The sequence below is a fragment of the Acidiphilium sp. 34-64-41 genome (genome assembly GCF_002282635.1).
GTDB lineage: Bacteria > Pseudomonadota > Alphaproteobacteria > Acetobacterales > Acetobacteraceae > Acidiphilium > Acidiphilium rubrum.
Genome location: NZ_NCJX01000017.1, coordinates 1 through 13693, shown reverse-complemented (window position 1 = coordinate 13693; position 13693 = coordinate 1). Strand labels below are relative to the sequence as shown.

Genomic DNA, 13693 nt, shown 5'->3' with positions numbered 1-13693 from the left:
CCCAAGCCATGACCCTGACCATCGCGATCTGCCAGACCGAGGGATGTTTCGCCGACCCGGACGCGGCGATTGCCCTGCTCGATGCCACCGCGCGCGCGGCCAGCCAGCGCCATGCGGACCTTCTGGTGCTGCCGGAATTATTCTGCACCGGCTATAATCTTGGCCCGGATCGGGCGCGCACCCTCGCCATGAGCGTCGAGGACCCAGGTTTCGCGAAACTCCGCGCGATCGCCCGCGCGCACGGCATCGCGCTCTGCCTCGGTTTTCCGGAGATCGTCGATAGTGGCGTCGCCAACAGCGCCGCGCTGATCGATGCGGCGGGCGAAATCCTGCTGACCTATCGGAAAATCCATTTGTTCGGCGAGCTCGACCGGGCGATGTTCGCGGTTCGGGGTGCCGGGTTTCCCGTGGTCGCCTGGCGCGGCGTCACACTGGGGCTCGCCATTTGCTACGACATCGAATTCCCCGAAACCGCCCGCGCCCTCGCGGTGGCCGGGGCCGATCTGATCCTGGTGCCAACCGCGCTGATGCCGCCCTACGATGTCGTGGCCGATCATGTCATCCCGACCCGCGCCTATGAAAATCAGGTCTTCATCGCCTACGCCAATCATTGCGGCAGCGAGGACGGCCTCGCCTATCTCGGTAAATCCTCGATCTGCGGGCCGGATGGCCGGGTCCTCGCCAAAGCGGCGGCCGGGCCGGCATTGATCATGGCGACGCTCGATCCATTTCAGCATGCGCTCATCCGCACCCGCGACCCGCTACTGGCCGACCGCCGCCCCCAGCTTTATCGGAGCCTGACCGCATGACCGCCCCGATTACCATGTTCGGCCCTGATTTCCCGTTCGCCTATGATGATTTCCTTTCCCATCGGGCGGGGCTTGGCACGGTGCCCGCCGCCGCGCATGGCACTGAAATCGCGATCATCGGTGCCGGTATCGCCGGCATCGTCGCCGGCCATGAACTCATGAAACTCGGGCTCAAACCGGTCCTGTTCGAAAGCGACCGGATCGGCGGGCGGCTGCGCTCCGAGCCGTTCAAGGACGGGGCAGGGGCCTATGCCGAACTCGGCGCCATGCGCTTCCCGCCCTCGTCGCGCGCATTATTTCACTATTTCGACAAGGTCGGCATCGAGACGATCGGTTTCCCAAATCCGCTGGCGCCTGATACGCCCTCCACGGTGATCGAACTGGGCGGCGTCAAACATTATGCCCGCACCAAGGATGATCTGCCGAAACGGTTTGCCGAGGTCGAACGCGCCTGGGCCGAGGCGCTGGAAGAAGGCGCGCATTACGGCGAGCTCACCGCCGCGATCCGGGCGCGCGATGTGGCGACCATCAAACGGCTCTGGCATCATCTGGTCGAAAGCCTCGATGAGGAGAGTTTTTCCGGCTTCATCGCGAATTCCAAGGCGTTCCGCGAACTCGGCTTTCGGGCACGCGAGATGTTCGGCCAGGTCGGCTTCGGCACCGGCGGCTGGGATACCGATTTTCCGAATTCCATCCTCGAAATTCTCCGCGTCGTCGCGACCGGCGCGGATGACGAGCATCGCCTCGTGGTCGGCGGGGTCGAACAATTGCCGCGCCGCCTCTGGGCGCTGGTGCCGGAGGTGATGGCGCATTGGCCTTCCGGCACGTCGCTGGCGTCGCTGCACAATCATGTGCCGAAACCCGGTGTCGCGAAAATCGCGCCCGGCACCACGAAAAAATTTGCGATCACCGATCGCTACGGCACCACCACCGAATACGATGCCGTCATCGTCACCTGCCAGGTCTGGCTGCTCTCGGCGCGGATCGATTGCAGCGAATCCCTGTTCCATCACGATCTCTGGATGGCGATGGAACGCACCCATTACATGCAATCCTCGAAAACCTTCGTCATGGTTGACCGCCCGTTCTGGCGCGATGTCGATCCCGCCACTGGCGAACACGCGCTGAGCATGACCTTGTCTGACCGGCTGACCCGCGGCACCTACCTGCTCGACAATGGCGAGGACAAGCCCGGTGTGATCTGCCTGTCCTACACCTGGAGCGACGATGCGCTGAAATGGCTCGCCCTGCCGCTCGACGACCGGGTCCGCCTGATGCTGCACAGCCTGCGCCAGATCTATCCGACGCTCGATATCGCGCAACACATCATCGGCGCACCGATCACGGTGTCCTGGGAGTCCGACCCTAATTTCATGGGCGCGTTCAAGGCCAATCTGCCCGGGCATTACCGCTACCAGCGCCGTCTGTTCAGCCATTTCGTCCAGGACGACCTGCCCGAACCCCATCGCGGCATCTTCCTCGCCGGCGACGATATTTCCTGGACCGCCGGCTGGGCCGAAGGTGCCGTTACCACGGCGCTCAACGCCGTCGCCGGCGTGATCCGCCACCTCGGCGGCATCGCCCATCCCGAAAACCCCGACCCGATCGATCGCTGGTCCGACCTCGCGCCGGTCAGGCTGGTGGAATAAGAATTCCGTTTAGTCTTGCATTTGTATATACAAATCTCTATACTCTAAGGCATTGTCAATCGATGATGACGCGGTTCGACTGGGACGCAGGCAATCACGACAAATGTCAGAAACACGGTGTATCGATCGCCGAAATCGAAGCCGCCTTCGCCGCAACGCCTCGGATCGCGCCCGCGATCGATCCTGCCGACGCCGAACAGCGCTTCATTGCCATGGGGCATGGTGCCGACAACCGGCCCTTGTTCATCGTCTTCACACTGCGCCGGTCGGGCGATCATCAAACCATCCGCCCGATCAGCGCCCGATACATGCACGCCAAGGAAGTTACCCGCTATGAGCAGACCAATCCCTGACCTCCGTACCGACCAGGACGCCGAAGCCCTGCTCGACCAGGATTTGTCGGACCTCGATTTCAGCCAGTTCAAACCGGTCCATTTCGAATTCGAGCCCAAGGCTGCGCAGATCAACATGCGCCTGCCGCAGTCCTTGCTCGATGCGGTGAAGGAACGATCCTCGGCGCGCGGCATCCCCTACACGCGGTTCATCCGCGAGGTGCTAGAACGGGCGGTTGCGGAGCCCCCCCGCTGAGCGGCGGCTTGCCCTCCGCCGCCGGTCTGACCATGTTGCGTGCAACCACAACCATGGAATCGCAGCATGAACCACAAACAACTCGGCACCTCCGGCCTCTCCCTGCCGCCCATCATGTTCGGCGGCAACGTGTTCGGCTGGACCGCCGATGAAGCCACCTCGTTCGCCCTGCTGGACCGGTTGCGTGACGCCGGCCTGACCGCGATCGACACGGCCGATATGTATTCGGTTTGGGCACCGGGCCATAAAGGCGGCGAGTCCGAAACCGTGATCGGCAGCTGGCTGGCCCGGACCGGTGCCCGCAGCGAGATGCTGATCGCCACCAAGGTCGGCATGATGACCGGCGCGGATGGCAGGAAACTCTCCAAACCCACAATCCTCGCCGCCGCCGATGCGTCGTTGCAACGCCTGAAGACCGATGTGATCGATCTCTATCAGGCGCACGCCGACGAGACCGATACCCCCCTGGAGGAGACGCTGGAGGCCTTCGCCATGTTGATCGAGCAAGGCAAGGTGCGCGCGATCGGCGCTTCGAATTATACCGCGCCGCGTCTCAAGGAGGCTTTGGAGACGAGCGAGCGCCTCGGCCTGCCGCGCTACCAATCGCTCCAGCCGCATTACAATCTGGTCGAGCGCCCGGGCTACGAGGCCGAGCTCGAACCGCTGTGCGTCGCCGAGCACCTCGGCGTGATCAATTACTTCGCGCTCGCGGCCGGTTTTCTGACCGGCAAGTACCGCAACGAAGGCGATTTTGCCGCGAGCCCGCGCGGCGCGGGCGTCAAGAAATATCTCAACCCGCAGGGCAAGCAGATTCTCGCAGCCCTCGATGATATCGCGGCGCGCCATCACGCCACCCCGGGTCAGGTCGCGATCGCCTGGCTGATCGCTCGCCCCAGCATCACCGCGCCGATCGCGAGTGCGACCAGCACGGCGCAGCTTGACGATCTGATCAAGGCCGCGTCACTGACCCTGTCGCCAGCCGATATCGACTCCCTCAACCACGCCAGCGCCTAAACCGGAGAGTTTCATGATCCACGTCCTTGCCATTCTTACCGCCAAGCCCGGCAAGCGCGCCGAACTGCTCGAAGCGTTCCACGCGGTGATGCCAATGGTCCATGCCGAAGACGGCTGCATCGAATACGCGCCGGCGATCGATACCGATCACGCCATCGCCTCGGCCGATTTCGGGCCGGACAGCTATGTCGTGATCGAAAAATGGGCCACCAAGGAGGCGCTGTCCGCCCATGTCAAGACGCCGCACATGGCGGCGTACGCCGCCAAGTCGAAGGATCTGATCGCCAACCGCATCCTGCACGTGCTCGAATCCGCCTGATCCGCGCTTGCCCAAACCGGTCGCACGCCTTACCGCCACTGCGGATAAGGAGTGACGATGAGAATTCTGTTTCTGGGCGATGTGATGGGCCGCACCGGCCGCGACGCGGTCGTGGCGGCTCTGCCGGGGTTGCGGCGCGACCTGAAAATCGATGTTGCCGTGGTCAATGCCGAGAACGCCTCGCACGGGTTCGGCCTGGCACCCGATATGGCGGAGGCGATTTTCGCCGAAGGCGCCGATGCCATCACCCTCGGCAACCATTCGTGGGACCGCAAGGAAATCATTCCCTACATCGCTCAGCAGAAACGCTTGATCCGCCCGATGAACTACCCGCCCGGCACGCCCGGTGAGGGTGCGGTCGACATCACGCTGGCGGATGGCCGGCGCGTGCTGATCCTGCAGGCGATGGGCCGGTTGTTCATGGACGCGATGGATTGCCCGTTTCGCGCCACCGAAACGATCCTCGCGCGCGCCCGCCTCGGCGTGACCCATGCCGCCATCCTGATCGATTTCCACGGCGAGGCGACCAGCGAAAAAATGGCCTTCGCCCATGCGTTCGATGGTGCGGTCAGTGCCGTGCTCGGCACCCATACCCATTGCCCGACCGCCGACCACCAGGTGCTGCCCGGCGGCACCGCGTTTATGGCGGATGTCGGCATGTGCGGCGATTACGACAGCGTGATCGGCATGGGCAAAGCCCCGGCGATCGCCCGCTTCACCCGCAAGATGCCGGGCGAACGCCTGCACCCGGCAGATGGCGAGGCGACCATCTGCGGTGCGGTGATCGAAACCGGCGCCGATGGCAAGGCGCTGCGGATCGATCCGTTGCGCCTTGGCGGCCGGCTATCACCGATGATGCCGTCAGTGTGACCGGCGCGGCATCATCCGGATCAAGATCCGCTGGCCGCGCCGTTCATGCGCGATCACCGCGCCAACATGCACGACCAGCAGCACGATCAGCGCGATGCCGCCCCAGAAGTGCAGAAACGCGAAATCATGGTGGATCGCGCGGCTTTTGCCGACGAGTTGCGGCAGGCTGAACAGACCGAACCATTTGACCGGCCGGCCCGCGCCCTCGACGAACAGCACCCCGAAAATCGGCATGGCCACGATGAGCGCGTAGAAACTCCAATGTCCGGCGGCGGCCAGCGCCCGCTCATGCGGCGCAATGGTTTCCGGCAACTGCGGCGGGGTGCGGCCCAACCGATAGGCGAGGCGTACCAGCATCAGCACCAGGATCGTGAGCCCGACGCTGATGTGCAGCAGCGCCAGCGTGAGCCGCCCCGGTTTTGGAATCCAGTTATAATGCACGATCAAGCCGGCAATGATCAGCCCGATCACTGAAATCGCGATCAGCCAGTGCAGCGCTTGGGCGAACGGTCGGTAGCGCGGTTCCATTCTGCAATCCTATCCTTATGTCCGCCGCGACATAACAACCGATAAATGGCAGGTCGATGGCAGCTTTGTTACAATTTCCGGTCATGCTGGCCGCCCACGCCGATTGGAGCGTCGATCCCCGTAAGCGCTGGATCTGCAAGGCGCGCTACGACGGTGCCTGGCGGATCGCCGCGCCGGAACCGGTTGCGGACTCCGCAACCCTGCTCGCGCGACTGGCGGGCGAAGCGAACCACGCACCGATCGCTCTGGGGGTGGATTTTCCGCTGGGGCTGCCGCGGGCCTATGCCGCACGCGCGGGTATCCCGAACTTCGCTGCCTGGCTGCGTCGGCTCAGCCCGGATGCGGCGCTGTTCCAACCCTGCGCCTCGCTCGATGAGGTCAGCCTTGCGCGGCCGTTCTATCCCAAATCGAGCGTTGCCGGTGCCGGGCAGATGGCGCGGCTCGCCGCTGCCCTGGGGCTGAGCGATGCCAGCGCGTTGCGCCGCGCGGCGGACCGCCAGACCCGACATCGTCCGGCGGGTGCCGCGATGTTCTGGACCATGGGTGCCAATCAATGCGGCAAGGCGGCCCTGGCGGCTTGGCGGGATTGCCTGATCCCAGGCTTCGCACAGGCGATCCCGATCGCCATCTGGCCCTATGAGGGCAGGTTCACCGATCTGCTCCGCCCGGGCGGCATCGCGCTGGCCGAAACCTACCCGGCGGAGGCCTTGGTCCAACTCGGTTTGAAACTGCCCGGCAGCAAGCGCCGCCAATCCGACCGCGCCGCGCTCGCCGCGCCGATCGGCGCCGTGATGACCCGGCTGGGTGCGACCCCGACCGGTGAACTGGCCGCCATGTTGGACGATGGGTTCGGCGCCAAGCCCGACGGCGAAGATCGGTTCGATTGCCTGCTCGGCGTGCTCGCGATCATCCGCGTGATCGGCGGTGCTTCGGATGGTATTCCGGACGATCCGGTTATCCGCGCGGTGGAAGGTTGGGTCCTGGGCCAGGTCGATCCGCCGCTGGTTCCACCGAACGCAGCAACCCCGCCGACGAAGCATCGCCCGCCGCCTCGAGCCCGGCGATCACGCCCAACCGATCCGCCACCGGGCGGTTCTGGCTGAGCTTGCGCTTGCCGATCAGCCGGTCGATCACCATCACGATCCCGACGATGCCCTTGAGTTGCGATGCCACGTAATCATCCGGCGCATCATCCACCCGCCATGGTTTCGGCTGACGCGCCTCATGCAGATCGGTCAGGGCCGTCACGATGTCGTGCAGACCCTGCGCATTCTCGATGATCTCGACCGCGCCATAGGCGTGCACCGCCTCGTAATTCCAGGTCGGCACCACCTTGCCGGTCTCGCGCTTGGTTTCGTACCAATTGGGCGAGACATAGAAATCATGCGCCTGAAACAGCGCCATCGCCTGGGCACCCCGGCGGAGCGATTTCCATTGCGGATTGCCCCGGGCCAGATGGCCGATCAGCCGGCCGTGCGGCGCCGGTGCCTCCTGCCAGGTCAGCGGCAGATGCGTCGCCTCGATCCCGTCAGCCCCGGCCGAGACCAGAATTGGCAGGCGCGCCGCGCGCATGATGCCGGCGATGATCGCGGGATCGTCTTCGCGAAACGCCGGCGGGGTGTACATGTTTCTACACCGCCCCGCAGGCCAGCAGGGTTTCGCGCACCGCATCCGCCGGCACCGCGCGGCTGGTGAACGCCGCACCGATGCCGCGCGCCAGCACGAACGAGAGCCGGCCGTCCCGCATCTTTTTATCGCGCTGCATGTGCTCGATCAGCGCGGCGGCGGCCCAGCCATCGATCCGGTGCGGCAAGCCGACCTGTGCGAGATGCGCGGATACCCGGCGCGCAATTTCCGGATCGCAATGCCCCAGCCGTGCCGACAGATCGAACGCGCAGACCAGCCCGATCGCCACCGCCTCGCCATGCAGCAGGGCAGGGCCGTAGCCGGTTTCCGCCTCGAACGTGTGAGCGAAACTATGCCCCAGGTTCAGCAGCGCGCGGCCATCGTTCGGCGCCGTCTCATGCGGGTCGGCAACCACGACCGAAGCCTTGAAGGCGACGGCGCGGCCGATCGCCTGTTCCTGCAAGGCCTGATCGCCATCGAGCAGCGCGGCACCGTTCGCCTCGCACCATTCGTAAAGATCGGCATCCGCGATCAGCCCGGCCTTGACGATCTCGGCATAGCCCGCCGCGGCCTCGCGGCGCGGCAGTGTCGCCAGCGTATCGCTATCGATAATCACCAGTCGCGGCTGATGGAACGCGCCGATCAGATTCTTGCCATGGCGCGAATTCACCCCGGTCTTGCCGCCCACGCTGGAATCCACCTGCGCCAGCAGCGAGGTCGGGATCTGGGCGAACGGCAGGCCGCGCAGCGTCGCCGCGGCGGCAAAGCCGGCCAGATCCCCGATGACGCCGCCGCCCAAGGCGACGATCGCAGTCTGCCGCTCGGGTTTCAACGCCAGAATATCCTCGATCAGTGCGGCAAATCGCGCGAGGCTCTTGGAGCTTTCGCCGGGCGGCACCACCAGCGTGTCATGCGTGAAGCCGGCATCATCGAGCGATGCCGCGAGTATGGGCAGATGCGCGGCCGCGACATGCTCATCGGTCACCACGATCACCCGAAGCTGCGGCAGGGCGGACGCCAGCCGCGCGCCGGCGCCTTTGAGAAGCCCGCGCCCGATCACCACCTCATACGGCGCATCCGGCAACGCGACCGGGATCGATCGAGGCGGCGCGAAACGATCCAGGGCGGCCAGGACGGTATCGGTGGTCATATCGGGCGGGTCCTCGGAACTGTCGATGATGATGTGGGCTTGGGCATAGACCGGGGCGCGGAGCGCGGAAAGCCGGGTGAGGATCTCGGCCGGATCGCCGGCGTTCAACAGCGGCCGATGCGTGCGGCCCGCCACGCGGCGCAGCAGCACCGGCACCGGTGCCCGCAACCACACTGAAATGCCGCAGGATGCGATCAAGGCGCGGGTCGCCTCATCCATGAAGGCGCCGCCGCCGGTCGCCAGCACGATCGGGCCATCGGCCAGCAGCCGCGCAATCACGCGCCGTTCACCGGTCCGGAAATGCGCCTCGCCATGCTGGGCGAAAATATCGGCAATGCTGAGGCCCGCAGCCGCCTCGATTTCGAGGTCGGAGTCGTGGAATGTCAAGCCAAGTCGCGCCGCCAGCCGCCGGCCGATGGCCGATTTGCCCGCCCCCATCAGCCCGACCAGCACGATACTGCGCCGCTCCCGCGCAATCGGGCCGGATTGATTTTCGGATGTCGGGGTGTCGGACTTGTCGAGCATGGTCCGCGCGGCTTACCACACTCGGCGTATGACGGTAGAGCGACATATCGAGGCGTTTCTGGAATCGATGGCGGCCGAGCGTGGCGCCGCAAGTAACACTATCATGGCCTATCAGGCCGATCTGGCTGGCTTTGCCGCATTCTGTGCTGCACGCGGCATTGGTCCGGCGGCGGCCGATACGGCAATCGTCACCGCCTACCTCGCCGAACTCGCGGGCCTTGGCCTGTCCGCCCGGACGCAGGCGCGGCGCCTGTCGTCGCTGCGGCAATTCCAGCGCTTTCTGCTGCGCGATGGTCAACGCGCCGATGACCCGACCGCCCTGTCACCCGCACCACGGCTGCCCGCAACCATACCCCGCTTTTTGAGCGAGGCGGAGGTCGATGCGCTGCTGGCCGCTGCCGCCAGCCTGCCGGCAGCCCAGGCCCGCGTCGCACGGGCCGGTCTTGAAATGCTCTACGCGTCGGGCATGCGCATCTCCGAATTATTGGCCCTGCCAGCGACCGCCCTGTCGACCGATGCGGTGTTGCTGCTGATCAAGGGCAAAGGCGGCCGCGAGCGGATCGTGCCCCTCTCATCGGCCGCGCGCACCGCCGCCGCCGAGCTGCGCGCCGCCCATCCGAAAGGCGCGCGCTTCCTGTTTCCCGGCCGCACCGCCGGCACCGCGATGACCCGCCAGGGCTTTGCTCTGCTGCTCAAACGCATCGCCCTGCAGGCGCGTATCGACCCTGCGCGCCTGTCGCCGCATGTGCTGCGCCATTCCTTCGCCTCGCATTTGTTGGCGCGCGGGGCGGATTTGCGCAGTCTGCAAACCCTGCTGGGCCATGCCGATATCTCGACCACACAAATCTACACCCATGTTCTCGCCGAACGCCTGCAACGGCTGATCGATGCGCACCACCCGCTGGCCCGCCACCCCGACGACTGACTCGGTTCATCCGACACACCCCTCATCGTGCCAGCAACCGCCGGGCAATCGCCATCACGCTGCCCGCCGCGGCAGATTGGGGAAATTGCGATAGCAGCAGGCGCTGCGAGCGGATCGCTTCGGCCACCCGCTCATCACGCCCGATCGTGCCCAACAAGGGCGGATCGAGCCGCAGAAACCCACGCGCGGCGCGCGCCAGGGCGGCATGCGCCCGCTTGCCCGCCGGTTCGGATTGGGTCTGATTGACCACGATCCGCGCATCGACCGTGCGATCCATCGCCAGACGATCGCGCTTGAGCAGTTTCAGAACGGCATAGGCATCCGTGAGGCTGGAAGGGTCTTCGGTCGTCACGAGAATCACGGTATCGGCATAGGCCGCGACGTGTCGGGTCACCGGTTCGACCCCCGTGCCAAGGTCGAACAGGATTACGTCGTAATCGCTCGACAGTGCCGCCAGTCTATCGAGCAGAGCCGTAATCTGCTCGATCGAAACCCCCGCCAGCGCGCCAGACCCGGCTTGCCCGGCAATCAGATCGAAGCCGCCTTGCGCGACCTTGGTCACGCCTTCGCGTAAATCGGTGCCGTCGCGCATAAGCTCGGCGAGATCGAGCCCCGCCAGATGCCCGAGTTGAATGTCGGCATTGGCCAGCCCGAAATCGGCATCGAACACCAGAACCCGCCGCCGTCGCCCGCTGAGCGCCTGAGCGAGCGTCAGGCTCAGCCAGGTCTTGCCAACGCCGCCTTTGCCAGACGCCAGCGCGATCAGCCTAGGCCTTGTGCCTTGCAAAGGGGGCGGGACGAACAGTGCCGCCGCGCTCGGCATTGTCATCTGATCGCCGACCGCATCGCCCAGTTCATGCGGCATGCGCGACCGCTTCCTTGCTGTTCCGATTGAGCAGGCGCCGGGTCAGGAATGCCGGTGTCATCGGCTCGAGTCCATCCGTAACCGAGCCTGACGTACCGGCATGGCTCAGGATCAACGGAGCAGCCTCGGCGGCGGCAATCATGCCGCCAAGCCGGCGCGTCAGATCGAGCCGAGTTGGAATCAGCATGGTCGCGCCGGCGGCATGAAACCGCGCCGCCATATCCGCGCTATCCTGCACATCGAGCCCAGCCGGCAGCACGAGCGCTGCGACACCGGAGACCTGCGCAATCATGTGTGTCAACGTTGCCATATCGGTCTCGTTGAAAGGGTCCATACCCGGCAGATCGATCAGCGTGGGGCCGGATTTGCTGCGTCGTCGGCGCGCTTGGTCAGGCGCTGCCGTATCGATGAATTGCGCCTTCAGAATGCGACACAAGGCGGCGAGTTGTGCTGCGGCGCCAGCCCGGTTCTGATCGGCGTTGATCACGGTCGGCCGGATCCCGTCAAGCACGAGGCGTGTTGCCAGTTTTACCGTGGTCATCGTTTTGCCGGCACCCGGCGGTCCAACCAGCAACAAGGGTTGTTCGTAGCCGACCCCGCCAAACCGGAACGTGCTCGCCACTGCGGTATCCGGTGCCTGATTGCGCCACCGTTCGGCCAGTCGAGTTGGGACCTTATGAAACGCAAGCGCATCGCCCCATTGTTCGCAATGATCGAGCGTCTCCTCGGCATCGGTCGCGACTGAAATCTCAACCTCGTCCCCGACAGTGCGGCTTTGCAGAATCAGCGCTTCCGGTCCCATCAATCGGTGGGCTTCCGCGAATGCCAGCCGCATCGAGGCGGCTCTGATCAGTTTCACGCGCATTTATAGGGCTCCCAAGGTTCTGATCCGTGCACGCGGAAATACTTCGGTTTGTGCTAGGACGGGCGTTGATGGTTGCATCCGCTCGATGATCGCGCGGATGTGCGCACGCAGCGGCGCGCTGGTCAGCAGCACGGGCGTTTCACCTTCGGCGGCGACCGATTCGAATACCTGGGTGACACGGCGCATGAAATCGGCGAGGCGGCCCGGCGGCAGAGCCAGCTGACGCGCCTCCGGCGGCCCGACCAGCGCTTCAGTCAGTTCGGTTTCCCATTCAGGGCCGATCACCACGAGCGGCAGATAGCCGCGCGGACTTAAATTCGCATCGGTCAGCTGACGTGCCATCCGCATCCGTACATGCGCGGCAACGGCTGCCACGCCCTTGATCTGCGTCGCGCACGCCTCATGAATGCCTTCTAGAATCGTGGGCAGGTCCCGGATCGATACCCGCTCGGCCAGCAGCGCCTGCAATACCCGCTGCACGCCGCCGACGGTCAACTGACTCGGGATGAGCTCGGTGACCAGCCGTTGCTGCTCGCGCGGCAGATCGTCAAGCAGCTTTTGCGTCTCGGTAAACGAAAGCATTTCCGCCATGTTCTCCTTGACGACTTCCGTGAGATGCGTGGTCAGAACACTGGCCGGATCGACCACGGTGCACCCCTTGGTGCGTGCCAGCTCACGGTCGGACGGATCAATCCAGATTGCTGGCAGGTTGAAGGCGGGCTCGGTCGTGCGCTCGCCCGGAACGTCCGGCAACGTGCCGTTGGCGGTCATGGCGAGCAGTCTGGTCGCCTGCAATTTGCCGGAGCCCGCCTCGATTTCCTTGATTTTGATCGAATAGGTGTCTGCCGCCAGCTGCATGTTGTCCTGAATGCGGACAGCGGGAAGTATGAAGCCCATTTCGGTCGCGATCGACCGGCGTAGCGATTTGATCTGCTCGGTAAGCTTCGGTGTATCGCCACCGGCCAGGATCAACAGGCCATACCCCAACTCCAGCCGGATCTGATCGATCTTGAGCGCGTCGGTGATCGGCGCTTCACCCGGCTCCACCGGTAGTGGTTCGGGCGCGCTCTCCACCACGATGGGGTGCTGCCAGCGATGCCATGAAGCCCAACCGGCCAGCCCGGAGAGTAGCGCAAAGGGCACGAACGGCAGGCCGGGCACTACCGCCAGCGCCAGCGCTGCCGCCGCCACAATCCCAAGCGGCTTCGGCGAGCGGCCGAGCTGTGCGACCAGCGCGGTATCAGCGCTGCCCTCGGCCGATCCTTTGGTCACCACGATTCCCGCAGCAACCGAGACCAGCAAAGACGGAATTTGCGAGACCAGACCTTCACCGATCGACAATGTGGTGAACGCCGATGCTGCGTCGTGGACACTCATGCCCTTCTGGGCGACCCCGATCACAAACCCGCCGACGATATTGATCGAGGTGATGATCAACGCCGCAATCGCATCACCGCGGACGAATTTTGCCGCGCCATCCATCGCGCCGTAGAAGCCGCTCTCCTGCTCAAGCTCTGCACGCTTGCGCCGCGCCGTCGCTTCATTGATCGCGCCGGAGTTCATTTCGGCATCGATCGCCATCTGTTTGCCCGGAATTGCATCGAGCGTGAAGCGGGCAGCAACTTCGGCGATGCGGGTCGAACCCTTCGTGATGACGATGAAGTTCACGACCAGCAAAATCGCGAACACGATCAAACCGATCAGGAGGTCCCCACCCATCAGAAAGCCACCGAACGCCGCAATCACATGCCCGGCGGCGTCAACGCCTTCGCTGCCATGCGATAAGATCTGGCGGGTCGATGCGACATCAAGCGATAGTCGTAACAACGTCGTTAACAGTAAAACCGTCGGAAAACTCGTGAATTCCGTGCCTATCCGGTTAAGTCAGACACCCACTACATGTGGGGTGGACCCATGCTCCCGAATAAAGCTGGGCATAGGTTGGCGCCTCGGCGCCGCC

14 protein-coding genes and 1 pseudogene are annotated in these 13693 nt (G+C 64.7%); 9 read left to right on the top strand and 6 right to left on the bottom strand.

The features are described from left to right. Nucleotides 1-8: 8 nt before the first annotated feature. From B7X49_RS05165 to B7X49_RS05135, 7 genes are all read left to right on the top strand, one after another. The gene (locus B7X49_RS05165; protein WP_286703342.1) at nucleotides 9-809 is read left to right on the top strand and encodes a carbon-nitrogen hydrolase family protein; all 801 of its coding nucleotides are present in this window, start codon (nucleotides 9-11) and stop codon (nucleotides 807-809) included. Further along, complete coding sequence (locus tag B7X49_RS05160) at nucleotides 806-2458, top strand: NAD(P)/FAD-dependent oxidoreductase (RefSeq protein WP_286703341.1); 1653 nt, start codon at nucleotides 806-808, stop codon at nucleotides 2456-2458. The genes B7X49_RS05165 and B7X49_RS05160 overlap by 4 nt, the downstream gene beginning before the upstream one ends. A 62-nt stretch (nucleotides 2459-2520) precedes the next feature. Further along, entirely contained in the window at nucleotides 2521-2811 is a 291-nt protein-coding gene (locus B7X49_RS05155; protein ID WP_286838495.1) for a BrnT family toxin, read from the top strand. After that, the gene (locus B7X49_RS05150) at nucleotides 2792-3046 is read left to right on the top strand and encodes a CopG family antitoxin (protein ID WP_286703339.1); all 255 of its coding nucleotides are present in this window, start codon (nucleotides 2792-2794) and stop codon (nucleotides 3044-3046) included. The genes B7X49_RS05155 and B7X49_RS05150 overlap by 20 nt, the downstream gene beginning before the upstream one ends. A gap of 66 nt (nucleotides 3047-3112) precedes the next feature. Next, entirely contained in the window at nucleotides 3113-4060 is a 948-nt protein-coding gene (locus B7X49_RS05145) for an aldo/keto reductase (protein WP_286703338.1), read from the top strand. Between the two features lie 13 nt (nucleotides 4061-4073). After that, nucleotides 4074-4379 carry a putative quinol monooxygenase gene (locus tag B7X49_RS05140; RefSeq protein ID WP_029314662.1) on the top strand — a complete coding sequence of 102 codons (306 nt, stop codon included), beginning with the start codon at nucleotides 4074-4076 and terminating at the stop codon, nucleotides 4377-4379. 57 nt (nucleotides 4380-4436) lie between these two features. Beyond that, nucleotides 4437-5249: a TIGR00282 family metallophosphoesterase gene (locus B7X49_RS05135; RefSeq protein WP_286703337.1), complete on the top strand. Its 813-nt coding sequence runs from the start codon at nucleotides 4437-4439 to the stop codon at nucleotides 5247-5249. On the opposite strand, the gene B7X49_RS05130 is transcribed toward B7X49_RS05135, so the two are convergent. After that, the gene (locus B7X49_RS05130; RefSeq protein ID WP_286703336.1) at nucleotides 5241-5777 is read right to left on the bottom strand and encodes a cytochrome b; all 537 of its coding nucleotides are present in this window, start codon (nucleotides 5775-5777) and stop codon (nucleotides 5241-5243) included. The two genes, B7X49_RS05135 and B7X49_RS05130, sit on opposite strands and share 9 nt — an antisense overlap. Before the next feature lie 56 nt (nucleotides 5778-5833). On the opposite strand from B7X49_RS05130, the gene B7X49_RS05125 reads away from it, so the two are divergent. Continuing rightward, nucleotides 5834-6880 (top strand): hypothetical protein, encoded by a 1047-nt coding sequence (locus B7X49_RS05125; protein WP_324503330.1) that lies wholly within the window; start codon nucleotides 5834-5836, stop codon nucleotides 6878-6880. A gap of 31 nt (nucleotides 6881-6911) precedes the next feature. Here B7X49_RS05125 and B7X49_RS05120 read toward each other — a convergent pair. Further along, nucleotides 6912-7403, bottom strand: a pseudogene (locus B7X49_RS05120) (FMN-binding negative transcriptional regulator); the annotation flags it as partial. 4 nt (nucleotides 7404-7407) lie between these two features. Continuing rightward, nucleotides 7408-9078, bottom strand: coding sequence for a 3-dehydroquinate synthase (gene aroB, locus B7X49_RS05115; RefSeq protein WP_286703334.1), 1671 nt, complete (start codon nucleotides 9076-9078; stop codon nucleotides 7408-7410). A 28-nt stretch (nucleotides 9079-9106) separates the two neighbouring features. On the opposite strand from aroB, the gene B7X49_RS05110 reads away from it, so the two are divergent. Continuing rightward, entirely contained in the window at nucleotides 9107-10003 is an 897-nt protein-coding gene (locus B7X49_RS05110) for a tyrosine recombinase (protein WP_286703333.1), read from the top strand. Between the two features lie 22 nt (nucleotides 10004-10025). Here the strand turns inward: B7X49_RS05110 and B7X49_RS05105 are convergent, their stop codons facing one another. The 3 genes from B7X49_RS05105 to B7X49_RS05095 are packed head-to-tail and all read right to left on the bottom strand — an operon-like array spanning nucleotide 10026 to nucleotide 13608. Further along, nucleotides 10026-10868: an AAA family ATPase gene (locus B7X49_RS05105; protein WP_286703332.1), complete on the bottom strand. Its 843-nt coding sequence runs from the start codon at nucleotides 10866-10868 to the stop codon at nucleotides 10026-10028. Beyond that, nucleotides 10858-11733 (bottom strand): GTP-binding protein, encoded by an 876-nt coding sequence (locus B7X49_RS05100; RefSeq protein WP_286703331.1) that lies wholly within the window; start codon nucleotides 11731-11733, stop codon nucleotides 10858-10860. Before B7X49_RS05100 ends, B7X49_RS05105 begins: the two co-directional genes overlap by 11 nt. Beyond that, nucleotides 11734-13608 (bottom strand): flagellar biosynthesis protein FlhA, encoded by a 1875-nt coding sequence (locus B7X49_RS05095; protein ID WP_286703412.1) that lies wholly within the window; start codon nucleotides 13606-13608, stop codon nucleotides 11734-11736. Nucleotides 13609-13693: the final 85 nt, after the last annotated feature.

Excerpts from the sequence above, each read along its gene's own strand:
- B7X49_RS05105 (WP_286703332.1), bottom strand. The coding sequence starts at position 10,868 with ATGCCGCATGAACTGGGCGATGCGGTCGGCGATCAGATGACAATGCCG.
- B7X49_RS05130 (WP_286703336.1), bottom strand. The coding sequence starts at position 5,777 with ATGGAACCGCGCTACCGACCGTTCGCCCAAGCGCTGCACTGGCTGATC.
- B7X49_RS05155 (WP_286838495.1), top strand. The coding sequence starts at position 2,521 with ATGATGACGCGGTTCGACTGGGACGCAGGCAATCACGACAAATGTCAG.
- B7X49_RS05150 (WP_286703339.1), top strand. The coding sequence starts at position 2,792 with ATGAGCAGACCAATCCCTGACCTCCGTACCGACCAGGACGCCGAAGCC.
- B7X49_RS05100 (WP_286703331.1), bottom strand. The coding sequence starts at position 11,733 with ATGCGCGTGAAACTGATCAGAGCCGCCTCGATGCGGCTGGCATTCGCG.
- B7X49_RS05110 (WP_286703333.1), top strand. The coding sequence starts at position 9,107 with ATGACGGTAGAGCGACATATCGAGGCGTTTCTGGAATCGATGGCGGCC.
- aroB (WP_286703334.1), bottom strand. The coding sequence starts at position 9,078 with ATGCTCGACAAGTCCGACACCCCGACATCCGAAAATCAATCCGGCCCG.
- B7X49_RS05160 (WP_286703341.1), top strand. The coding sequence starts at position 806 with ATGACCGCCCCGATTACCATGTTCGGCCCTGATTTCCCGTTCGCCTAT.
- B7X49_RS05135 (WP_286703337.1), top strand. The coding sequence starts at position 4,437 with ATGAGAATTCTGTTTCTGGGCGATGTGATGGGCCGCACCGGCCGCGAC.
- B7X49_RS05125 (WP_324503330.1), top strand. The coding sequence starts at position 5,834 with ATGGCAGCTTTGTTACAATTTCCGGTCATGCTGGCCGCCCACGCCGAT.
- B7X49_RS05165 (WP_286703342.1), top strand. The coding sequence starts at position 9 with ATGACCCTGACCATCGCGATCTGCCAGACCGAGGGATGTTTCGCCGAC.
- B7X49_RS05145 (WP_286703338.1), top strand. The coding sequence starts at position 3,113 with ATGAACCACAAACAACTCGGCACCTCCGGCCTCTCCCTGCCGCCCATC.
- B7X49_RS05140 (WP_029314662.1), top strand. The coding sequence starts at position 4,074 with ATGATCCACGTCCTTGCCATTCTTACCGCCAAGCCCGGCAAGCGCGCC.